Annotated in this window: 20 protein-coding genes; 7 read left to right on the top strand and 13 right to left on the bottom strand. The window is 63.9% G+C overall.

All coding sequences use genetic code 11. The features are described 5' to 3' along the window. Nucleotides 1-29 precede the first annotated feature (29 nt). From V2L18_RS11395 to V2L18_RS11350, 10 genes are all read right to left on the bottom strand, one after another. A complete protein-coding gene (locus V2L18_RS11395; protein WP_336178369.1) occupies nt 30-974 on the bottom strand; it encodes a biotin-dependent carboxyltransferase family protein in 945 nt (314 codons plus the stop codon). Then, entirely contained in the window at nt 971-1,627 is a 657-nt protein-coding gene (gene pxpB, locus V2L18_RS11390) for a 5-oxoprolinase subunit PxpB (RefSeq protein WP_336178368.1), read from the bottom strand. Before pxpB ends, V2L18_RS11395 begins: the two co-directional genes overlap by 4 nt. A gap of 89 nt (nt 1,628-1,716) precedes the next feature. Continuing rightward, entirely contained in the window at nt 1,717-2,343 is a 627-nt protein-coding gene (locus V2L18_RS11385) for an RraA family protein (RefSeq protein ID WP_107990496.1), read from the bottom strand. A 20-nt stretch (nt 2,344-2,363) separates the two neighbouring features. Further along, entirely contained in the window at nt 2,364-3,569 is a 1,206-nt protein-coding gene (locus V2L18_RS11380) for a pyridoxal phosphate-dependent aminotransferase (protein WP_336178367.1), read from the bottom strand. Nucleotides 3,570-3,733: 164 nt separating this feature from the next. Further along, nucleotides 3,734-4,642, bottom strand: coding sequence for a LysR family transcriptional regulator (locus V2L18_RS11375; RefSeq protein WP_336178366.1), 909 nt, complete (start codon nt 4,640-4,642; stop codon nt 3,734-3,736). 205 nt (nt 4,643-4,847) lie between these two features. Further along, entirely contained in the window at nt 4,848-5,729 is an 882-nt protein-coding gene (locus V2L18_RS11370; protein ID WP_336178365.1) for a sugar ABC transporter permease, read from the bottom strand. A gap of 88 nt (nt 5,730-5,817) precedes the next feature. Then, entirely contained in the window at nt 5,818-7,086 is a 1,269-nt protein-coding gene (locus V2L18_RS11365; RefSeq protein ID WP_336178364.1) for an extracellular solute-binding protein, read from the bottom strand. A gap of 59 nt (nt 7,087-7,145) precedes the next feature. Beyond that, a complete protein-coding gene (locus V2L18_RS11360) occupies nt 7,146-7,943 on the bottom strand; it encodes a carbohydrate ABC transporter permease (protein ID WP_336178363.1) in 798 nt (265 codons plus the stop codon). A gap of 4 nt (nt 7,944-7,947) precedes the next feature. Next, nucleotides 7,948-9,078, bottom strand: coding sequence for a sn-glycerol-3-phosphate ABC transporter ATP-binding protein UgpC (ugpC, locus tag V2L18_RS11355; protein ID WP_336178362.1), 1,131 nt, complete (start codon nt 9,076-9,078; stop codon nt 7,948-7,950). Nucleotides 9,079-9,169: 91 nt separating this feature from the next. Continuing rightward, nucleotides 9,170-9,970, bottom strand: a complete 801-nt coding sequence (locus V2L18_RS11350; RefSeq protein ID WP_336178361.1) for an SDR family oxidoreductase — start codon at nt 9,968-9,970, stop codon at nt 9,170-9,172. Between the two features lie 202 nt (nt 9,971-10,172). Between V2L18_RS11350 and V2L18_RS11345 the strand changes: the two genes are divergently transcribed. The 4 genes from V2L18_RS11345 to V2L18_RS11330 all read left to right on the top strand — a co-directional run bounded on the left by V2L18_RS11345 (nt 10,173) and on the right by V2L18_RS11330 (nt 14,290). Further along, nucleotides 10,173-10,946, top strand: coding sequence for a DeoR/GlpR family DNA-binding transcription regulator (locus V2L18_RS11345; RefSeq protein WP_336178360.1), 774 nt, complete (start codon nt 10,173-10,175; stop codon nt 10,944-10,946). 54 nt (nt 10,947-11,000) lie between these two features. Continuing rightward, a complete protein-coding gene (locus V2L18_RS11340; RefSeq protein WP_336178359.1) occupies nt 11,001-11,801 on the top strand; it encodes a BtpA/SgcQ family protein in 801 nt (266 codons plus the stop codon). Nucleotides 11,802-12,155: 354 nt separating this feature from the next. After that, complete coding sequence (locus tag V2L18_RS11335; RefSeq protein ID WP_336178358.1) at nt 12,156-13,640, top strand: FGGY-family carbohydrate kinase; 1,485 nt, start codon at nt 12,156-12,158, stop codon at nt 13,638-13,640. Continuing rightward, nucleotides 13,637-14,290, top strand: coding sequence for an HAD family phosphatase (locus V2L18_RS11330; protein WP_336178357.1), 654 nt, complete (start codon nt 13,637-13,639; stop codon nt 14,288-14,290). The genes V2L18_RS11335 and V2L18_RS11330 overlap by 4 nt, the downstream gene beginning before the upstream one ends. A 46-nt stretch (nt 14,291-14,336) precedes the next feature. Here the strand turns inward: V2L18_RS11330 and V2L18_RS11325 are convergent, their stop codons facing one another. The 3 genes from V2L18_RS11325 to V2L18_RS11315 are packed head-to-tail and all read right to left on the bottom strand — an operon-like array spanning nt 14,337 to nt 16,941. Further along, entirely contained in the window at nt 14,337-14,960 is a 624-nt protein-coding gene (locus V2L18_RS11325) for a response regulator transcription factor (RefSeq protein ID WP_336178356.1), read from the bottom strand. Between the two features lie 41 nt (nt 14,961-15,001). After that, nucleotides 15,002-16,420 carry a LapD/MoxY N-terminal periplasmic domain-containing protein gene (locus tag V2L18_RS11320; protein ID WP_336178355.1) on the bottom strand — a complete coding sequence of 473 codons (1,419 nt, stop codon included), beginning with the start codon at nt 16,418-16,420 and terminating at the stop codon, nt 15,002-15,004. Then, on the bottom strand, nt 16,417-16,941 hold the full coding sequence (locus V2L18_RS11315; protein ID WP_336178354.1) for a hypothetical protein: 525 nt from the start codon (nt 16,939-16,941) through the stop codon (nt 16,417-16,419). The genes V2L18_RS11320 and V2L18_RS11315 overlap by 4 nt, the downstream gene beginning before the upstream one ends. Before the next feature lie 498 nt (nt 16,942-17,439). Between V2L18_RS11315 and V2L18_RS11310 the strand changes: the two genes are divergently transcribed. The 3 genes from V2L18_RS11310 (at nt 17,440) to moxG (ending at nt 20,774) form a co-directional block, all read left to right on the top strand. Next, nucleotides 17,440-19,284, top strand: a complete 1,845-nt coding sequence (locus V2L18_RS11310; protein ID WP_336178728.1) for a methanol/ethanol family PQQ-dependent dehydrogenase — start codon at nt 17,440-17,442, stop codon at nt 19,282-19,284. A 79-nt stretch (nt 19,285-19,363) separates the two neighbouring features. Beyond that, a complete protein-coding gene (gene moxJ, locus V2L18_RS11305) occupies nt 19,364-20,218 on the top strand; it encodes a methanol oxidation system protein MoxJ (RefSeq protein ID WP_336178353.1) in 855 nt (284 codons plus the stop codon). Nucleotides 20,219-20,246: 28 nt separating this feature from the next. Further along, a complete protein-coding gene (moxG, locus tag V2L18_RS11300; RefSeq protein WP_336178352.1) occupies nt 20,247-20,774 on the top strand; it encodes a cytochrome c(L), periplasmic in 528 nt (175 codons plus the stop codon). Nucleotides 20,775-20,787: the final 13 nt, after the last annotated feature.

Genomic DNA, 20,787 nt, shown 5'->3' with positions numbered 1-20,787 from the left:
GCCCGGCGCAAAGGTGCAAACCGGATCACTCAGCGCGCGATGGCGCGGATGCGATGTTCTTCGACGGCGTCCGCCGCGCGTGCCTCGTCGAGCATGACTGGCTTGAAGCGGACCGTCTCGCCAAGTGGTACCTGGGCAAAGCGATGAAGATCGGCGGCAATCAGCGCACCGAGCTTCGGGTATCCGCCGCAGGTATTGGCTTCCTGAAGCTGCACGACCGGTTGGCCCGACGGCGGCAGCTGGATGGTTCCCGGCAGGATGCCGTGGGAAAGCAGTTCGCGCCGATGCATGGGCACGAGCTGCGGACCTTCCAGTCGGCTGCCGTTGCGATTGCTGTCGTAGGAAACGGTCCAGTCGGTTTCCACGAAGAGCTGCTGGTTGGCGTCGTCGTAGTCGTCCCACTCCGCCGCGGGCACGAAGCGCAGCACGCGCTCTTCCGCGCCTTCGGCGAAAAGACCGGGATGATGGGCCTTGCTCAGTCCGAAGCCGGTGATTTCCGCGCCAAGCCTCGGCCTTCGGGCCTGCAGGCGATCGCCCGCTTGCAGCATCCGCCCGTCGAGCCCGCCGAAGGCGCCCTTGAGATCGGTTGCGCGTGCGCCCATCACCACCGGCACGTCGATGCCGCCGCCGACCGCAAGATAGATCCGCATGCCGCTTTGCGAAAAGCCCGCACGCAGGCACTGGCCGGCGTGAACCGTCTGCGCCCACCATCGTGGGGTGGCGGCGTCATCGATGAATATCTCGGCCGCGGCGCCCGAAATCGCTATGTCGAGGCTTTGCGTGAACCGGATCTCGAAGTCGCCGTAGGTGAATTCGATACCCGCTGCCGCATCGTCATTGCCGATCAACCGGTTGGCGATGCGGAGCGCGCGTGGGTCCATCGCGCCGGAGGACCCGACGCCGATGCTGCGAAGGCCTGTTCGTCCCAGATCCTGGATCGAGGCGAGTGGCCCCGGATTGACGATCTCGATCAACTCAGAACCTCCACGGGACGGAAACGGATGCGATCGCCCGGCGCGATGAGCGAAGGCTGGTCGGCCGCGGGATCGAAGAAATCGAGTTCGGTGTGGCCGATGATGTGCCAGCCGGATGGAGACGTGCGCGACAGCACACCGGCCTGGGCGCCCCCGATGATGATGCTGCCGGCGACGACGCTGAGCCTGGGCGTCGTGCGACGCGGCGTGGCGAGACAGGCATCCAGGCCGCCGAGATAGCCGAAACCGGGCTGGCTGCCCAGCGCATAGACCGTGTATTCGGGAGCGGAGTGGATTTCGACCGCCTCGCGAACCGTCAGGTCACGGCTGGAGGCGATCCAGCCGAGATCCTCGCCCATCTCCCCACCGTAGACGACCGGCACCTCGATCAGGCGGCCAGGTTCGCGCAGCGGCTCGATCTCGTTCCACAGCGCCGCAAGCCGTGGTGCGAACCGCTCCGTGGCCACCTCATCGTGCAGGATCGCCAGGACACTGTGCACGCCCGGCACCGTCTCCCGCACTTCCTTGCGTTCATCGAGCTCCCGGGCGAAGGCCCAGATGCGGCGTTGAACATCAAGAACCATCGGGCCGGGCACCTCGAAGAGCAGCGCCCGTTCGCCCAGATGGGAAATGCGGAAGGTCGTGTCGGTCATGGCAGGCTTCATCTTGGTTGGGGCAGGGCGCGAGACTCGTCGTGTCCGGAAGGACCGGGGAGGCGCCGTGCCGAGGCGCGGCTACCGGATCATTTGCCGTAGGCCCCGGCGTAGGTGCCGTTGGCGATGGAGGCGAGAATGTCTGCCTCCTTCTCCTGCTGCCTGAGCGTCGCGGCAAGGAGGTCTTCCGCAATCGAAGGTGGGAAGGCGACGATACCATCGCAATCGCCGACGACGATATCTCCCGGAGAAATGACGAGCCCGCCGATGCTGACGGGAATGTCGAGCTTGCCGGGGCCGTTTTTGTAGGGGCCGAGATGAGAGACGGCGCGTGCGAAGACCGGGAAGTCATCGGCCGCAAGGGCATCGGCATCGCGAACGGCGCCGTCGAGCACCATGCCCGCCGCGCCCCTGGACCTGGCGATCGCAGACATGATCTCGCCGATCAGGGCCCGGTCCTCGTAGCCACCGCCATCGACGACCACGATATCGCCCGGCTGGACAAGCTCGAAGGCCTTGTAGATGAAGAGATTGTCACCCGGATTGGTGCGCACGGTACGCGCGCGCCCCGCCATGCGGCTTCCCTTGTGAAAAGGGCGGATTCCCCGCGCGCCGACCGCGCGTTCCATGTTGTCGCTGATGTTGGGAACAGGGCATTCCCTGAACGCCGCGATCAGGCGGTCAACGGTTTCCTTGTCGGGAGTGGAAGACGTCATCTGACTGGTTTTCCTGATAATTAGTCGGAAAGCTTGGCGATGGCAGCGCCGATGGCGGTGCAACCGGAGCGGATGGTGGCCGTGGAAGTCGCAAACGACAGGCGCAGGAAACCCGGCATTCCGTAGGACGTGCCGTCCATCACCGCGACACCGGCCTCGTCGAGCAGATAGCTGACAAGCTCGAGATCGCTATCGATGGCGCCATCCGGCCCCTTGCGGCCCAGAAGCGGACGGATGTCCGGGAAAACATAGAAGGCGCCGCCGGGCGTCGAGCAGGTTACGCCTGGAATGTCGTTCAGCATGGAGACGATGAGATCGCGGCGTTCCCGGTAGATCGCGACCATGTCGGCGATGGGCTTCTGGTCGCCGCGCAACGCTTCTGTCGCCGCCGTCTGGGCAAAGGCCGTGGTGCACGTCGTCGACTGGCCGATCAGCTTGATGATCGCCTTGATCAGGTTCGCCGGACCGGCCGCATAGCCGATACGCCAGCCGGTCATCGCATAGGCTTTGGACATGCCGTTGACGATCAGGCAGCGGTCTTTCATGCCGGGGGCCAGGGAGACCGGCGAGCAGTTGCGGATGCCGTCGAAGACAATCTTCTCGTAGATCTCGTCCGTCATGACGGCGACGTGGGGATGGCGCTCCAGAACTTCGACGAGAGCCGCCCAGTGCTCCCTTTCGAGCACCGCGCCCGAGGGGTTCGATGGGGAATTCACGATAAGCCAACGCGTCTTCGGCGTGATCGCGGCTTCAAGCGCCTCCGGCGTCAGGCGAAAGCCCGCCTCCGGCGGACACTCGACGATGACCGGGACCGCGCCGTTGAGACGGACGATATCGGGATAGCTGACCCAATAGGGGGCGGGAATGACAACCTCGTCGCCGCTTTCCAGCGTCGCGGCAAAGGCCTCGTAGATGATCTGCTTGGCCCCGGCCGCGACGACGATTTCGTCGGGCGAATAGCTGACGGCATTGTCGCGCGCGAGCTTCTCGCAGATCGCCTTGCGCAGCTCAAGCTTGCCGGCGGAGCCTGTGTAATGGGTGTCCCCGCCGCGAAGTGCGGCAACGCCGGCCTCGATGATCGCCTCCGGGGTGTCCTGATCCGGCTCGCCCAGCGTGAAATCGAGAATCGTGCGGCCCTGGGCCTGAAGTTCCGTCACGCGCTGCTTTGCAGCAATGCTTGCCGACGGCTTGAGAGCCTGGACCTTCTTCGAAAGCGCAATCGCCATAATGGGAGAAACCTCGATACCGCGTAAGGACGAGGCCTCAAGGTAAGACGGGGGAATAATCAATAAAAAGAGATATTAGCGACTATCAATTCATTCCAATATGTCATGCCATGCAGGTCCGGGCGGGGGCGGCACCCGTGGCAATTTCCCGTCACGGCAGACTGTCAGCTTTGAAAGCTGCATTCGAAATCCGCACAACTCGCGGCGATCTCGGCCACATGGTGGATCAACGAATGAGGGCGGTCCTCGCGGTACATGGCGACGTAGGGAACGGGTGGAAGGCTTTCCTCGGTGCGGATGATCTCGAGTTGACCGCTGTCAACCAGATGCGAAAAGCAGTGTCCGGGAAGGTAGCTGACGCCGAGCCCGGCGACAGCGAGCCCCAACAGCGCCGTCATGCTGTCGGAGGTCAATGCCTCTTGTACCGCTATGCCCTGCGATTGCAGCCACTTGTTGAGCAGGATGCCGGAACCCGACTGGCTGCCCTGCATCAGCATCGGATATTCCGCCAGATCGCGGACCGAATGGGGCCGGCTCGTATCGATGAGCCCTTTCTTCGCCATCCAGACGTTCTCGACCTCCGCCAACGGCAGCGAAAAGAACTCCGGCATGCGGAAGGCGCTGGGAACGATGATGAGATCGAGGTGATCGTCTTCAAGTGCAGAGAAAAGGGTCCGGCTCATGTCGACAGCCGGCGAGATCTTCAGCGCGGGATAATGCTCGCGAAGCACGCCGACAAGACGGGGCAGCCAGGTCATCGCGGTGAGTTCGGTAACGCCCAGGCGCAGCAGCCGCGGCCGACCGGTTTCGCTCGCCCGTACGTCCGCGATCTGATCGTGCAGGACGAGCATCTTCTCGGCAATGGCGAGCAGTTCCTCCCCCTTCGCCGACAGCCGGGCGCCGCGCTGGCTGCGATCGAAGATCTCGATGGCGGAGGCGCGTTCCAGTTCCTGCATTCGTTTGGAAACGGCGGACTGAGAGGTTGCAAGCCGCGACGCGGCACGCTCGAACGTCCCCAGACGGGCGATCCAGTAGAGTGTTTCGAGCTGCTTGAGGGTGATCTGGCTGTTCATGGTACGGCGCTGCTCGGCGGGTGGATCTTCGTCGGGCGAACACACGCAGACTAGCTCATAGGAGCGAAGGATACGTAAAGAACGCCTGCAAGCGCCCGGCATGCTCGCATAAGCGCATCGACCGGCCGCCCCGCCGGGCGATCACACACATCTCATCGCGCCCTCGGAGGGGGCAGGGCGGCAACGCAGGCTTGCGAGGCGCCGCTCAGTTGTTGCGTTCCAGGCGTGCGAAGAACACGACGGTGATCACCAGCACGATCAGCAGAAGGATGAAGGCCGCCGCATTGCCCTCGTTGAGCGAGAGGCCCTGAAAGGCGCGCTTGTAGGCGAAGAAGGACAGAAGCTCGGTGGACACGCCCGGCCCGCCTTTCGTCAGCACGTAGATCAGGTCGTAGGTGCGGAACTCGTTGATGAGCTGGATGATGATGGCAATGGCCGAGATCGGGCGCAGCAGCGGCAGGGTTATGTACCAGAACTGCTGGAAAGCACTTGCGCCATCGACTTCCGCCGCCTCGTAAGGATCCTTCGGCAGCGAGGCAAGACCGGCCGACAGCAGCAGCACCACGAACGAGGTCTGCTGCCAGATATCGATCCCGACCATCGTCGACAGGGCAAGATCGGAGCTGCCGAGCCAGTCCACCGCAGGCAGGCCCATTCCCACCAGCATCTGGTTGACGATACCGAGATTTGGCTGCAGCAGCATGCGCCAGATCAGGGCGACGGCCACCGGCGACATCGCCATGGGCAGGGTGAGGATCGCGAAATAGACTGGTCGCAGGTGGAACGTGCGCTGGAGCATGAGCGCGATGGCGAGCCCGATCACGAACTCGCCGACCACCGTCGCCACCGAATATCGGATCGTCAGGAACAGAGAATGCCAGAACAGGCTCTCGCCCATGATCGAAATGAAATTGTCAAAGCCGACAAAGGGCGAGAGGTGCGGCTTGAGCAGCGTCATGGAGGAAAGGGAAATCGCCAGCGCATAGAGAAGCGGAAAGCCCATGGTGATGGCAAGCGCGGAAAGCCCCGGCGCGGCGAAGGCCCACCCGGTGCGTCTGCGTCTGTCCAGCGAGCTGAAAAGTGACATTCACGCTCTCCTGCGCGGGAAGATCTCCCAGGCCCCGGCGTCACCGACCGGTGCGCGGGGTCTGGGAGCGGTTTCAGACGGTCTTGTCTTACTTCGAAAGCAGATCGGTCAGGCCCTTGGAGGCTGCCTTGATCGCATCCTTCGTCGTCGCATCGCCGCTTGCGGCCAGCGAGACCTGCGTGCCGAGGACGTCTTCATACTGCGCGGAGTAGGTGAAGATCGGGAAGGACTTGCCGCTGGCGACGATGTCCATGCCGTCGGCATAGAACGGATACTTCTCCAGAACGGCCTTGTCCTCGAAGACGTCGGAGCGCACCGGCGCATGGCCTTCCAGCGCCCGCTTGACGGCGATCTCCTTGCCCTGAACCCAGGTGATGAAAGTCCAGGCCGCATCCTTGGCATCATCGGGCACATTGGCCGGAATGCCCCAGCCCCAGCCGCCGCTTTCGCCGTGGCCGCCGGGCATCACGCCGAGCGACAGCTTGCCGGCAACCGCCGGGCAGGCGTCCTTGTTGTCGAGCTGCGGCAGCATCCACCAGTAGGTGACCATGGAGAAGGCATTGCCCGAGCACATCAGGCGCATGGTGTCGTCAAGCGTTGCCGAAAGCGCGCCGGTCTGCGCCGCGTTCTGGATCGCATCGACGTAGAGATCCAGCGCCTTCACGCCAGCCTCGCTGTCAAGGACGACCTTGTCGCCGTCAAGATACTCGCCGCCGGCCGCAAAGAGGTAGTTGGAGAACTCCATCGCGTTCGGGTCGCCCTTCTGGCCCTGCATGGCCGCACCGGCGACGCCCGCGTTGGCCTTCATGAACTTGGCGAGCTCGACATAGTCGGCAAGCGTGGCAGGCAGTTCGAGCTTCTTGCCGGTCTTCTCCTCATAGGCCTTGGCGAGCTTCTCGTCCGTCAGCAGGTCCGTGCGGTAGATCACGCCCATGGAGTAGTTGTACATGGGCAGGATGGGCATGGCCTTGTCGGTGGCGCCGAGCAGGTCCAGCGTGGAGGGGATGAAGGGCTTCAGGTCGAAGCCGGACTTCTCGACATAGGGCTTCAGGTCCGTCAGCCAGCCGGCGGCCGGGAACTCGCCCGCCCACAGGAAATCGACGGAAAGAAGGTTGTAATAGCTCTCTCCGGAAACGAGCTGGGCGACGAGCTTGTCGTGCATGTCGCCGTAGCCGACCTTCTCGAACTCGACCTTGATGCCCGTTTCCTTGGTGAACTCGGGCAGCATCTTCTCGATGATAGTGGTTTCCGGCACGTCCTCCATGAGGGCGTGGAGGGTGATGCCTTCGGCGCTGGCGAAGGTGGTGGATGCGAGCAGCGCGGCGGCGAAGGTGCCTGCGAACTTGTATGCGGTCATGCGGGGCAAACCTCTCTGGCAAGGAGATGCGGGGATGGCCTTTTGGCCCGAAACGACAGTCATTTGACGCTGCCGAAGGAAAGGCCCTGGACGAGGTAGCGCTGAATGAAGCGCGACGCGATCATCAGGGGCAGAATGGCAAGGGAAACGCCGGCGGACACTTTCGCGATCTCGACGCCGTTGGAGGTTTGAAGCGAGGCCAGCGCAACCGGGACGGTCGCGGTCCTTGGCCCACCAAGGATCAGGGCGAAGAGAAACTCGTTCCACGACAGGATGAAGCCGAGCACGGCAGCCGCCGCGATGCCGGGAGCTGCGACCGGAAGCACGATGCGCCAGAAGGCGCCCCACGCGGTTGCGCCATCTGTCATTGCGGCACCCTCGAGGTCGGAGGGCACGGATTCGAAGAAGCCCATCAGGATCCAGGTGAGGAAAGGCAGGTTCAGCGCGGCGTAGACCAGCGTCAGGCCGGTCAACGAATTGGTGAGGCCGACCGTGCGGTAGAACATGAAGGTGGGCAGGGCGAGGGCCACCGGCGGCAGCATCTGGGTGGCGAGAACCGCGAAGCGTCCCGCCCGCCCGCTGGTGCGGAACCGGGCAAAGGCGTAGCCGGTGGTGCAGGCGAGCGGCATGGCGACGACGACCGAACCGACCGCAACAAGGATCGAGTTCACGTAGTTGTTGCCGAAATGCTTTGTGGTGAAGAGCGCAAGGTAATTGTCGAACGTGAGTTCGGGCAGGATCTCGGAGCTGTAGGAAAGATGTTCGGGAACGAGGCTCGTTCGCAGGACCCAGAGGATCGGCAGCAGCACCACTGCGGAAAAGAAGATCAGTCCGAGGTGGGAGACAGCCTTGCGCATGGGCCTAGACCTCCTTGCCGGAATGCGGTTCGAAGGAGGGGCGGGGATAGGCCCGCGTGGTTTCTGCGTCGAAGAGATGCAGCTGCCGCGGATCCGCATGGAGCGGGACGGCGGTGCCGACCGCTGGAATGTAGTGCCGGCCCAGGCGTGCGGTGTACTCCCGGCCGGCGACGGTGAAGACGACGATGTTCTCCGTCCCCAGCGCTTCCACGGCAACGATCTCCGCGTGGAAGGCGACCCGATCGGGGCCCGCCTCCTCGTGGATGTCTTCGGGCCTCAGTCCCACAAGAAGCTTTCGACCGCGCGCCGCCTCATAGGCTTTGGCCTGCGTTGGCGAAAGCGGGAACCGGCCGAAGGCGGATACGACGACCTTTCCCCCGTCCGTATCGTCGAGGAGTTCGGCATCAAGCAGGTTCATCGCCGGGGAGGCCAGAAACTGCGCGACGAACGTATCGACGGGATTGGCATAGACCTCCAGCGGCTTGCCGACCTGCACCAGGTGACCGTCGCGCATGATGCAGATCCGGTCGCCCATCGTCATCGCCTCGACCTGGTCGTGGGTGACGAAGATGGTCGTGCGCCCGAGCCGGCGGTGCAGCTTGATCAGCTCCAGCCGCATTTCCGCGCGCAGCTTCGCATCGAGATTGGACAGCGGCTCGTCCATCAGAAAGACGTCAGGCTCGCGCACCATCGCCCGGCCGAGCGCGACGCGCTGGCGCTGGCCACCGGAAAGCGCGGCCGGCTTGCGGTTCAGGTAGGGCGTGAGCCCGAGGATCTCGCTGACAGTGTCGATCCTCTCGTCGCGCCTTGCCGGCTCAAGGCCCCGCATCTTGAGCCCGAACTCCATGTTCTGGCGGACCGTCATGTGCGGGTAGAGCGCATAGCTCTGGAAGACCACGGCGACATTGCGGTCGCGCGGGGCCACGCGGGTCATGTCCTTGTCGCCGATCAGGATCGAGCCGCTGGTCACATCCTCAAGCCCGGCGATCATGCGCAAGGTGGTGGATTTGCCGCATCCCGACGGACCGAGAAAGCAGATGAACTCGCCGTCCTCGATCGTCAGGTCAACGTCCCGGACCCCGTAGACGTTGGATCCGAAGGCCTTACTGACCGTCTGCAACTGGATGCTTGCCATGCGTTCTTCCGATGGGCTGATCGAGACGTTTCTTTTTCAGACTAAACGAACACAAACAAACTGCACAAGCTTGCATTCGAACAAAATTTGATCACGTCGTGTAAATTCCGCCGGTCACGTTCAGCGCCTGTCCGGTCATGAACCGTGCTGCGTCGGAGCACAGGAACACCACGACGCCCGCCACATCCTCCGGCGTCTCGATGCGTCCGAGCGGTGTCTGGGAGATATAGTCCTGGAAGACCTCTTCCGGCGTCATGCCGCGCAAGGTCGCTTCCCACTGGATCTCGCGGTCCTGCATCGACGTCTTGACCAGGCCGGGGCAGACGGCATTGACGCGGATGCCCTTGGGCGCAAGCTCGCGCGCGAGCCCCTGCGTCCAGCCGACGACCGCGAACTTGCTCGCCGAATAGTGGGCCAGGAACGGAGCGCCCACTTTCGCCGCGAGGGAGGCGGTGTTGGTGATGACGCCATGCCCCTGCTCAAGGAAACGCCGGGCCGCCCACTGGTTGCACATAAAGACGCCACGCGCGTTGACGTCCATGTTGAAGTCCCAGTCCTCGTCCGTGAGATCGACGGCGGGACGCATCGTCGAGACGCCCGCATTGGCGATGAGGATGTCAAGTCCGCCTATCTTCTCGACGGCGTCCGTGAAGGCGCGATCAACGGAGCCGCGCTCGCGAACGTCGACCGCCACTGCGTGATGAGATCCCGGAAGACTCTCCGCCGCCTTGATCGCCGCGTCCTCGTTGAGGTCGGCGATGGTCACCGTGACCTCCTGCGCGGCCAGCGCGCGTGCGATGGCATAGCCGATACCGACGGCACCGCCGGTGACGATGGCCTTCTTGGACTTGAGGTCGGGACAGGACTGGACGGGAAGGTCGTTAGGGGACATCGCATACTCCTTTGCCGGACCAACAAAACAAAAACGAACACAAAAAACAACATAAATGTTTGATTTGGTCCGTCGCAATCTGTACCGTGGGCATGACAAAGCCCCCAACCGACGGCGCCCCACATTCGAATTCGCGACGTCGCCTGGACAGAGAGCTGCCATGAGCTTGTTGGAAAAGCCCAGAACGCCCGCGCAGGCAAGAATGAACGAAATCCTGAAGCGCCTGCACGAGGGCGGGTCGATCACCGTTGCGGAGATCGCGCGGGATTTCGGGATTTCGGACATGACGGTACGCCGGGATCTGAGCGAGCTGGAGCGTGAGGGGCTTCTGGAGCGGGTTCACGGCGGTGCGGTGCCGCCGGCGGGCGGGCCGCTGCAGGTGATCGACGACGTCGAGCCGACCTTCAAGGCCCGGCTGAAGCACAATGCAGGCCTCAAGGAGCGCATCGCGGCGCGGGCGGCGGAGGTGCTTCAGGCCTATCGCACCATCGCCATGGACGTTGGCACGAGCACGCAGATTACGGCCCAGAAGATGGCCGCGACGGCCGGCCGGCTGCACCGCAAGCGCGTCTTCACCAACGGACTTCGCATCGCCGAGACCCTGGCGGAGACCGAGGCCGAGGTCTACGTGCCGGGCGGCCGGATCCGGCCCGATGAAATGTCGATGACCGGCCCGGTCGCGGTCGAGCAGTTCTCCCAGTTCTATTTCGACGTCGCGGTGCTCGGCACCTCCGGCATGACGAGCGAAGGCTTTTTCGATTACTCGCTGGAGGAGATCGAGATGAAGCGGGTCTACATCGAACGGTCGGCCAAACGGATCGTTCTGTGCGACTCGTCGAAGTTTCGCCGCATGTCGACCGCGCGCGTCGCAGCCCTCCAGGCCGCGTCCATGATCATCACGGACGCGCCACCTCCCGTCGACATCGCCTCCGCGCTCGCGGCGGCCAATGTCGACGTTCAGATCACCGGCCTTTGAGCAAACTCTCGGCCTCAAGCAGACCCAAAAGGGCAACCCCATCAGGAGAAATCGATGATTTTCGACTTTTTCGGCTCGAAGAAGAAGGCCGTGATCGCCATGGCACATATCGGCGCGCTGCCCGGCTCGCCGCTCTATGACGCCGACCGTGGCATGGATGGTCTCATCGAGGACGTTTCGAAGGATGTCGAGAAGCTGCAGGCAGGTGGGGTCGATGCCATCATGTTCGGCAACGAGAACGACCGCCCGTACGTCTTCAAGGGCACGCCGGAAAGCATCTCTGCGATGACGGCCGTCGTGATGGCGATCAAGCCGATGCTGAAGGTGCCCTTTGGCGTGAACTACCTGTGGGATCCGATGAGCTCGATCGCCATCGGCTCGATCACCGGCGCCAACTTCGTGCGCGAGATCTTCACCGGTGTCTTCGCCTCCGACATGGGCATCTGGGAGCCGGACTGCGCGTCCGCCTCGCGCCTGCGCGCCAACCTGAAGCGCCAGGACATGAAGATGCTGTTCAACATCAACGCCGAGTTCGCCCATTCGCTGGACCAGCGGTCGATCGAGCTGCGTGCCAAAAGCGCGGTCTTCTCCTCGCTCGCAGACGCCGTCCTTGTCTCCGGTCCGATCACCGGTCAGCCGGCCAACCAGTCCGACCTGCGCAAGGTCTGCGAGACGGTGACCGACGTGCCGGTCTTCGCCAACACCGGCGTCAACATCGACAATGTCGCCGACGTCATGTCGGTTGCCTCCGGTTGCGTCATCGGCACGCATTTCAAGGTGGACGGCAACACCTGGAACAAGGTCGATGCCGACCGCGTGACCCGGTTCATGGACAAGGTGAACTCCCTGCGCTGAACACCGGCGCAGCCGCTTTCGCTGTCAGCCCCGGCCTCCGTTCGAAGCGATGGGGGGCCGGGCAGGCAGCGGAGGCCTCCCATCGAGAGTTTCGCTCTTTGGCGGAAACCTGCCGTCATCCTTCCCGAAACCCGACGCGAGACCGGTCGGGAAGGGATATCGGCCGCAAGGCAGACAAAATGCAGCGGCACGATCAACCTTGATCCGGGGTTTCCTCAAACCCCGGGCCCGGTCGGCGGCATGTCACGTGGCCCCATCCTGGTTCCCGCCAAAGAGCCAAACCCTCTCCCGCCTTCGCGTCTCCCCCGCGAAGGCGATTTGCTTTTCCCGCGCTGCTTTTTGACGGAGCATGACATGTCGCTCGTCCTCGGCCTCGATATCGGCACGACCTCGACCATCGGTATTCTGATCGAACTGCCCGATCGGGTGCTGGCCATGGCCTCGCGTCCCGTGAACCTGAACTCGCCGCGCGCGGGCTGGGCGGAGGAGGATCCGGAGGAATGGTGGGGCAATGTCTGCGCGATCATTCCCGATCTGCTTGCACAAAGCGGCCGCAAGGCCGACGAGATCGCGGCGATCGGCGTCTCCGGCATGCTGCCGGCGGTCGTGCTGCTCGATGGCGAGGACCGGCTGATCCGCCCCTCCATCCAGCAAAGCGACGGGCGCTGCGGCGCGGAAGTCGAGGAAATGCGCGCCGAGATCGACGAGAAGGCCTTTCTCCAGCGGGCGGGAAACGGCGTCAATCAGCAGCTCGTCGGCGCCAAGATGCGCTGGATCAAGCGGCACGAGCCGGAGAACTTCGCCCGCGTGGCGACCGCGTTCGGCTCCTACGACTTCATCAATTGGCGTCTGACGGGTGTGAAGGCGATCGAGCAGAACTGGGCGCTGGAAGCCGGGCTCGTGGACGTCAAGCATGACCGGCTCGACCCGGAACTCGCCCGCATGACGGGCGTACCGGAAGCCGCGGTCCCGCCCAAGATCGGTTCGCACGAGATCCTCGGCAAGGTGACGGCGAAAGCCGCCGAGGCGACCGGACTTGCGCAGGGCACGCCCGTGGTCGGCGGTGCCGCGGACATGATCGCATCGGCCCTCGGGGCGGGCGTGACGAAATCGGGCGATGTGCTGCTGAAGTTCGGCGGTGCCGTCGACGTCATGACCGCGACCGACCGGGTGGTGCCCGATGCGCGGCTTTATCTCGACTATCACCTGATCCCCGGCCTCTACATGCCCAACGGCTGCATGTCGACGGGCGGCTCGGTACTGAACTGGTTCGTCAAGACATTCGCCGCGAATATCGAGACCGGTGGCAAGTCCGCCCACGCCTGGCTCGACGATCTTGCAGCCGACCGTCCCGCCGGGTCCGACGACCTGACGGTGCTGCCTTATTTTCTCGGTGAAAAGACCCCGCTGCATGATCCTTCGGCGCGCGGCGTCATCGAGGGGCTGACGCTTTCGCACGATATCGGCCACCTTTGGCGTGCGGTGCTGGAAGCCTATGCCTATGCCCTTCGTCATCACGTGGAGGTGCTGCGCGACATGGGCCACCCGGCCGACACGTTCTATGTCTCCGACGGCGGCTCTCAGAGCACGGTCTGGATGGGGATCGTCGCCGACGTGATGGGTGCCCCGGTACGTCGGCTGGGCGGCCATCCGGGCTCTTGCCTCGGAGCCGCGTGGACGGCGGCGGTCGGTGTCGGGCTGGCGGAGTGGGACGGCATCGCCGCCTTCGTCTCCGACGCGGGCCAGATCGCGCCAAAGCCGGAAAACCGAGAAACTTACGAAAGCGGGTACGCGCGTTTCCGGGAGCTTTATGAAAGACTGAAGGGGTTTCACGCGTGAAGGCGTCGCACATCAAGGCTGTTGCCTGGGATATCGACGGAACCCTGGTCGACAGCGAGCCGCTGCATCTGCGCGCGCTGATCGCGGTGAGCAAGCAGTACGGCCTCGACCTCTCCGGCGAACCGGATGCCCGCTTCCGGGGCGTTCACATGTCCAATGTCTGGCGCGCGCTTGCTGGACAGTACCCTGACGACCTGACGGAAGAGGCGTGGAACGGCCAGATCATGGATTGGTACGTGGCCCATGCCGAAGGGCTGGAGGCCATGCCCGGCGCGCTGGAGACGGTGAAGACCCTGGCGGAACGCGGGATCGTGCAGATCTGCGTTTCCAACTCATCGCGCAAGATCGTCGATACGAACATCCGCACCCTCGGCATCGCGCCGTATCTCTTGGGCTCGATCTCGTTTTCCGACGTGAAACGCGGCAAGCCGGATCCGGAACCCTATGTCCGCGCCGTCAGCGCCCTGGGCGTTGCGCGCGAAACCGTGCTGGCGGTGGAGGATTCGGCAACCGGCGCCCTTTCCGGCAGGCGAGGGGGGCTGAATGTCGCCTTCTACCGGCCCGAGCCCGACGCGCCCCATTTCGCGGAGGCCGATATCGAGATCACGGACCTACGCCAGCTTCTCGAACTCCCGGCTCTCGCGGGCTGAGAAGAGGGGCTGATGTGGTCGAGGCTGACGGTTCTCGATCTCTGCCTCAAACGGCCTCGAAATACTGGATTCCCTTCACGACAAGATCCGTGAGGTTGCGGGCACCGAGCTTGGTTTTGAGGGTCAGCGCCACGTTGGAGACGGTCTTGTAGCTTATGCAGGCGCGCTCGGAAATGAGTTGGTAGGACAGGCCTTCCGCCAGCATCGCCAGAATTTCCTCCTCGCGGTGGGTGAGGGCGACGTGCGCCGAGCTCGCCCCCTTGACCTCCATGAGGGCGATCTGGCGGGCGAAGCGGCTGTCCATGTAATGGCGGCCGGCGGCGACTTCCGCAAACGCATGGCAGATCTCGTCGGGCGGAGCGTCCTTGTTGATGATGCCCTGGGCCCCGGTTCGCAGGGCCCGGCGCGCCAGAATGGCACTGGAGTGCATCGTGAAGACGAGGATCGGCACGTCGAGATCGACGCGCCGCAGGCGCTCGATCAATTTCAGTCCCGCCACCTTGTTGTCGCCGAGGCTCAGGTCCACGACGATCATGTCCGGCTTGTGATTGCGCCACGCCCGCCATCCGGCGAGCGTGGTTCCCGCCGACAGGATTTCGCATGGCATGCGGTCGCGGATGATCCGGCCCCAGCCCTCGGCCACCACCGGATGGTCATCGACGATGAGCACGCGTTTGTCCCGGTCGGAACGTATGGTACGGGCTGTAGCATTCATCTGACAGGGACCCTCAGTTCGGTGACCGTGTGACCATTCTCGCGCCATGGAGGCTTGTAGAGAGCTCCCAGCGCGAGGGCGCGATCGCGCATCCCCAGCTGGCCGAAACCCGGGGCCAAAGCGGCGATGTCGCCGCTGCGTCCGCTGTCGGCGACCCGCGCGACGATCATGTTTCCCTCCCGCCAGAGCGCGACCTCCACCAGATCGGGATTGCCGTGACGCAACGCATTGAGCACGCTTTCGCGCACGAACCGGTAGATCGAGATCTCTCCCATCTCGTCGGCGTGCACGGCGGGATCGGCCCGCACGATGAGCCGCGTTTCGCCCGCCGTCTCGCCGAACCCGGCAACCAGTTCCTCGATCAGTTCGGAAAGCGATGCGGCACCGGCGATCATCGGGCGCAGATCGTTTATGGCCGCCCGGGCGCTTCGCTGGATCTCAGCCGTGTGACGCAGGATCGCCTGCACGGCATCGCCGAGCACTTCGGTCTCCGCCACGCCCGGCCTCATCTCACGCAGAACGGCAACGCTCTTGCGGGCCTGGCCGGCAGCGGCGTTCAGTGCGAAGAGCTCGGGCCCCATCTCATCGTGGAGATCGTGTGCGATGCGCGCGCGTTCGTTCTCGCACAGGCTGAGAAGGCGCGTTTGCAGCAGGCTGTTCTCCGCCTGCTCGCGCTGGAGATGAACCGCGAGATCGTTGACGCCCGCAGCCAATGCGGAAAACTCGGCAAGGCGATCGTCCGGCGCCCGCACCTCCAGCCGGCCGCAGCGCATTTCGCTCATCGCGACAAGCACGCTGGACAGGCGTCGGCCAAGTATCTGGCCGATAAACGCGCTCATCGCGACAAATGCCAGTCCCGTCGCCAACAGCACCGGCAGGATGATGCTGAAATCCTCCCAGACTTCGGCAATCTCGTCGGTCGGGTCAGACACCAGCCTGAGGCTGCCCAGCACATTCGGGTACTGGGTGATGGGAAACCGGTCGATGAGTTGCTCCGGCTCCATGAGGGCGGCGAACCAGGCGGGCACCGGCTTGTCATTGCCGGCTATCGGCGCGGATGGTGTTTGGTTCTGGCCGCCGATCGGCACAATGGTCACGGCGACATGGCGGCGTGCGTCGATCTCGCTCGCGAGCGTATGGGCGCGCGACATTATGTTTGCATCCGCGAAGCGGTTGGGCAGCCCCGCGGTGATCGAGGCCCTGGCGAACTCGAAGGCAGAACGGATCTCATCGTCGACCGCAAGCCTGGCGTTGAACACGAGGATGCTGGCAACTGCCGCGCACAACGAAACGGAAACGAGCAACGACACCGCAAGAATGAGCGCGCGAAGCGAGATCCGGCGCCTGCCGATATCTGCTTCCGCAGAGGCGGCGGCTCCGGTCAGGTGGGCCGGCATGTCGCCCGAGAGGGTCAATGCGCTTCCTCCAACGCTGCCTTCAAGGCTTGGGAATGGCCGACGCCACTGTCGCGCTGCACGCGGTAGAGCTGGGTCACCGAACCGAGGCTCAGGCGGCTCGCCGCATCCGGCAGCCGGCCAAGATCGCGCAGGAGATCCGGCAGCGCCGGGCCGTCCCTGCTTTCGCGCGCAATCTGCCAGATCTGCAGCGTGCGATTGGCGATCATGCGCGGACTTTCGCGGTACCGGGTGGCGAGGACGGAGAAAGCCGCACCGACGGCGGCGAGGTCGCTTTGCGTCATGCGCGCGAGAAAGGCGGACGGGCTTTCTTGACCATCGATTTCGAGCCAGCTACCGGCCTTTTCCGGGCCGGCCGGCAAAGAGCGCCCATCGGCATTTCCCCCGTTTCGGGAATTGGGCGGAAGCGTGCGGTCACCATCGTCCCATCCGACAAGCGCTAGCGAACCGGCAATCGCAAGCAAAACGACGGTGAAAGCGACGGCCAGCGCAGACGTTCGCAACGTGGCGTCTTCCGTCATGGCTCCTCCCTTTCCCAAGACCCGTGGAGGCCTTTCCCAAGACCCGCGCAGGGCGAGAAAACGCCATGCAAAGGTTCCCGTTCAGGCGCGCGCCCGGCGTCGGCCTGTCGAGAGCCGGGGCGGTCGATCTGCCTTTACGTAATGAATCGTAGTCCCGGGGCAGTTTGGGAGCAATAACGAGGACATAGCACGAAAGTACTGGTTCTCAGACCTTGGTGCTATGCCGAATCCACCTAACCCATTGCAATGGGGACTCTTTCCCGAAAGAGGAGAGGAAAAGTCCCCGAATAGTTTTGGGTAAAACACCCAGAGACAACCCGCTCGCAACCGGCGCACAGTCCCCCAATCAGACCCGGATCATCACGTCATCGCCCTCCGGGGGCTGTCTTGCCCGACACCCAAATGAGCGGGCAATCATGGGAGGAATTCATGACGCTCAAAACCGCCAGGCGGGCCCGGTTGTCGCGGCTCGTCCTCACCACCGCCCTGGGCGGATCGATGCTCGGGGCATCGTTGCTGGCATCGACGACAGCCGGCGCCAACGACAAGCTCGTGGAACTCGCCAAGGACTCGGCCAACTGGGTCATGACCGGGCGCGACTACAACGAGCAGAACTATTCGGAAATGACCGACATCAACAAGGAGACGGTCAAGAACCTGAAGCCGGCATGGTCGTTCTCCACGGGCGTTCTGCACGGCCATGAGGGAACACCGCTTGTCGTCGGCGACCGGATGTTCGTCCACTCGCCCTATCCCAACACGGTCTTCGCGCTCGACCTCAACGAGCCCGGCCACATCCTTTGGCAGAACAAGCCGAAGCAGAACCCGACCGCGCGCACGGTCGCATGCTGCGACGTGGTCAATCGCGGGCTCGCCTACTGGCCGGGCGACGACGACGTTGGTCCCCTGATCTTCCGCACGCAGCTCGACGGCCACATCGTCGCCATCGACGCGGACACCGGCGAGACGCGCTGGAATATGGAGAACGCGGACATCAAGGTCGGCGCCACCCTCACGATCGCTCCCTATGTCATCAAGGACATGGTTCTGGTCGGTTCGTCCGGCGCGGAGCTGGGCGTACGCGGCTACGTCACCGCCTATGACGTAAAGACCGGAGAGCGCCGCTGGCGCGCGTTTGCCACGGGGCCCGACAAGGACCTCCTGCTCGCCAAGGACTTCAACGCCCCCAACCCGCATTATGGTCAGTTCGGCCTCGGCACGAAGACCTGGGAGGGCGACGCCTGGAAGATCGGCGGCGGCACCAACTGGGGCTGGTATGCCTACGACCCGGAGGAAAACCTCTTCTATTACGGTTCGGGCAACCCGGCGCCGTGGAACGAGACCATGCGGCCGGGCGACAACAAGTGGACCATGGCGATCTGGGGGCGCGACGCCGATACCGGCGAGGCGAAGTTCGCCTACCAGAAGACCCCGCATGACGAATGGGACTATGCCGGCGTCAACGTGATGATGCTGTCGGAGCAGGAGGACAAGGAGGGCAACATGCGCAAGCTCCTGACCCATCCCGACCGCAACGGCATCGTCTACACGCTCGACCGTACCAACGGCGACCTGATCTCCGCCGACAAGATGGACGACACGGTCAACTGGGTGCGCGAAGTCCAGCTCGACACCGGCCTGCCGGTGCGCGATCCCGAATACGGCACGCGCATGGACCACAATGCCCGCGACATCTGTCCCTCGGCCATGGGCTACCACAATCAGGGGCACGATTCCTATGATCCCGAGCGCAAGGTCTTCATGCTCGGCATCAACCACATCTGCATGGACTGGGAGCCGTTCATGCTTCCCTACCGGGCGGGACAGTTCTTCGTCGGCGCGACGCTGAACATGTATCCCGGACCGAAGGGCGACCGGCAGAACGCGCTGGGTCTCGGTCAGGTGAAGGCCTACGACGCCATCACCGGCGAGATGAAGTGGGAAGCGATGGAGCGTTTCTCCGTGTGGGGCGGCACCATGGCGACGGCCGGTGGGCTGACCTTCTACGGAACGCTCGACGGCTTCATCAAGGCACGCGATTCCGACACGGGCGAGCTTTTGTGGAAGTTCAAGCTGCCCTCCGGCGTGATCGGCCATCCGATGACCTATCGCCATGACGGGCGCCAGTACATCGCCATCAACTACGGCGTCGGCGGCTGGCCGGGCGTGGGCCTCGTCTTCGACCTGAAGGACCCGACGGCGGGCCTCGGTTCGGTGGGCGCCTTCAAGCGGCTGCAGGAGTACACCCAGATGGGCGGCGGCGTGATGGTGTTCTCGCTCGACGGCGAGAGCCCCTATTCGGATCCCAACGTCGGCGAGTACGTGGCCGGCAGCGATCTGTGACACCCGGCCTGACGCGAGACGGGCGGCGCGAGACCGCCGCCCGTCCATTTTCCGAACACCCAATTGCGGAGAAGAGACGATGGCTCGACGCATGTATTGCGCCGCTGTTGGCGCCGCCGTGCTGGCTGCACCCTTGATGACGGGCCATGCGCTGGCGACGGACAAGAGGGCGGCCGCATCCGACACGATGCGGGTTTGCGCGTCCACCAAGGACGCACCTTACTCGGACAAGGACTTGAAGGGCTTCGAGAACCGGATCGCGGAAGTGATCGCGGAGGAGGCCGGACTCAAGCTGGAAACCGTGCTCATCGACAAGGATGCGATCTTCCTCGTCCGCGACGGGATCGAGAAGGATCTCTGCGAGGTGATCATCGGCGTCGATTCCGGCGACGAACGGCTGCTGACCACCAAGCCCTACTACAAGACCTCCTATGCCTTTGTCAGCCGCATGGACCGGGCCTTTGACGGCAACACCTGGCAGGATGTCGATCGCGAGGGCTTCAAGACCTTCGCCTATCGGTATTACGGTCCGGCCGAGACGATCCTGAAATACACCGGGCGCTACGAATACAACCTCATCTACCAGTCCTCGCTCATCGGTTTCGAGGACCGGCGCAACCGCTACACGCAGGTGCCGGCCAAGCGGGTGGTGGACGAGGTCGCGGCCGGAAACGCCGATCTCGGCATCCTGTTCGCGCCCGAAGCCGCACGCTATGTGCGCCAGTCGCGCCAGCCGCTGAAAATCACGCTCATCTCCAACGACATCGAGCGCTCCGACGGCAAGATAATTCCGCTCACCTACGCGCAGTCGGTCGGCGTGGCGGAAGACCGGCCGGAGCTGAAAGCCAGGATCGAGAAGGCGCTGGAGACCGGCCGCGCGCGCATCAAGGCCATCCTGGAAGAGGAAGGCATTCCCACCGTGCCGCTCAGTTGATGCATTGCCCAGTTGAAACGAGAAAAAGATGAAGTCTTTCGCTTTGACCCTCACCGCCGTCTGCGCGACGGCCTTCGCCGCCTGGGCGAGCCCGCAATTCTACAACACCGTGGACGGCACGCCGCTCGATTTCGACCTCGCCATGGAAGAGGGCCGGGACACGGAGGCCGTCAGGATGTTCTTCGACACCGGCGTCAACATCTACAACGAGGACCCGGACGTGTTGCCGGAAGGCGAGGACCTTTTCGCCTCCATGTGCTCCGGCTGCCACGGCCATTACGGCGAGGGCAAGATCGGACCGGGTCTGAACGACGACTACTGGACCTATCCGCGCAACGCGGAGGACGTGGGCCTGTTCTCCACCATGTTCGGCGGAGCGACGGGGCAGATGGGACCGATGTGGGGCAGCCTGACGCTCGACGAGATGCTCAAGGTCATGGCGTGGGTTCGGCACCTTTATACCGGAGAACCGTCGACGGCCACCTGGCTCGAAGAGGACAAGCGGAAGAGCTTCACGCCCTACGAACCGAAGAAATCGGGCCAGGACCGTTCCTGAGCCCGGGCGAGAC

It is taken from the genome of Breoghania sp. JC706 (assembly GCF_037026715.1).
GTDB lineage: Bacteria > Pseudomonadota > Alphaproteobacteria > Rhizobiales > Stappiaceae > Breoghania.
The sequence above is the reverse complement of the archived record's forward strand: the minus strand, read 5'-3'. Positions and strand labels throughout refer to the sequence as shown.

Excerpts from the sequence above, each read along its gene's own strand:
- V2L18_RS11350 (WP_336178361.1), bottom strand. The coding sequence starts at position 9,970 with ATGTCCCCTAACGACCTTCCCGTCCAGTCCTGTCCCGACCTCAAGTCC.
- moxG (WP_336178352.1), top strand. The coding sequence starts at position 20,247 with ATGAAGTCTTTCGCTTTGACCCTCACCGCCGTCTGCGCGACGGCCTTC.
- V2L18_RS11315 (WP_336178354.1), bottom strand. The coding sequence starts at position 16,941 with ATGACGGAAGACGCCACGTTGCGAACGTCTGCGCTGGCCGTCGCTTTC.
- pxpB (WP_336178368.1), bottom strand. The coding sequence starts at position 1,627 with ATGACCGACACGACCTTCCGCATTTCCCATCTGGGCGAACGGGCGCTG.
- V2L18_RS11310 (WP_336178728.1), top strand. The coding sequence starts at position 17,440 with ATGCTCGGGGCATCGTTGCTGGCATCGACGACAGCCGGCGCCAACGAC.
- ugpC (WP_336178362.1), bottom strand. The coding sequence starts at position 9,078 with ATGGCAAGCATCCAGTTGCAGACGGTCAGTAAGGCCTTCGGATCCAAC.
- V2L18_RS11340 (WP_336178359.1), top strand. The coding sequence starts at position 11,001 with ATGATTTTCGACTTTTTCGGCTCGAAGAAGAAGGCCGTGATCGCCATG.
- V2L18_RS11360 (WP_336178363.1), bottom strand. The coding sequence starts at position 7,943 with ATGCGCAAGGCTGTCTCCCACCTCGGACTGATCTTCTTTTCCGCAGTG.
- moxJ (WP_336178353.1), top strand. The coding sequence starts at position 19,364 with ATGGCTCGACGCATGTATTGCGCCGCTGTTGGCGCCGCCGTGCTGGCT.
- V2L18_RS11345 (WP_336178360.1), top strand. The coding sequence starts at position 10,173 with ATGAACGAAATCCTGAAGCGCCTGCACGAGGGCGGGTCGATCACCGTT.
- V2L18_RS11380 (WP_336178367.1), bottom strand. The coding sequence starts at position 3,569 with ATGGCGATTGCGCTTTCGAAGAAGGTCCAGGCTCTCAAGCCGTCGGCA.
- V2L18_RS11375 (WP_336178366.1), bottom strand. The coding sequence starts at position 4,642 with ATGAACAGCCAGATCACCCTCAAGCAGCTCGAAACACTCTACTGGATC.
- V2L18_RS11365 (WP_336178364.1), bottom strand. The coding sequence starts at position 7,086 with ATGACCGCATACAAGTTCGCAGGCACCTTCGCCGCCGCGCTGCTCGCA.
- V2L18_RS11385 (WP_107990496.1), bottom strand. The coding sequence starts at position 2,343 with ATGACGTCTTCCACTCCCGACAAGGAAACCGTTGACCGCCTGATCGCG.
- V2L18_RS11370 (WP_336178365.1), bottom strand. The coding sequence starts at position 5,729 with ATGTCACTTTTCAGCTCGCTGGACAGACGCAGACGCACCGGGTGGGCC.
- V2L18_RS11335 (WP_336178358.1), top strand. The coding sequence starts at position 12,156 with ATGTCGCTCGTCCTCGGCCTCGATATCGGCACGACCTCGACCATCGGT.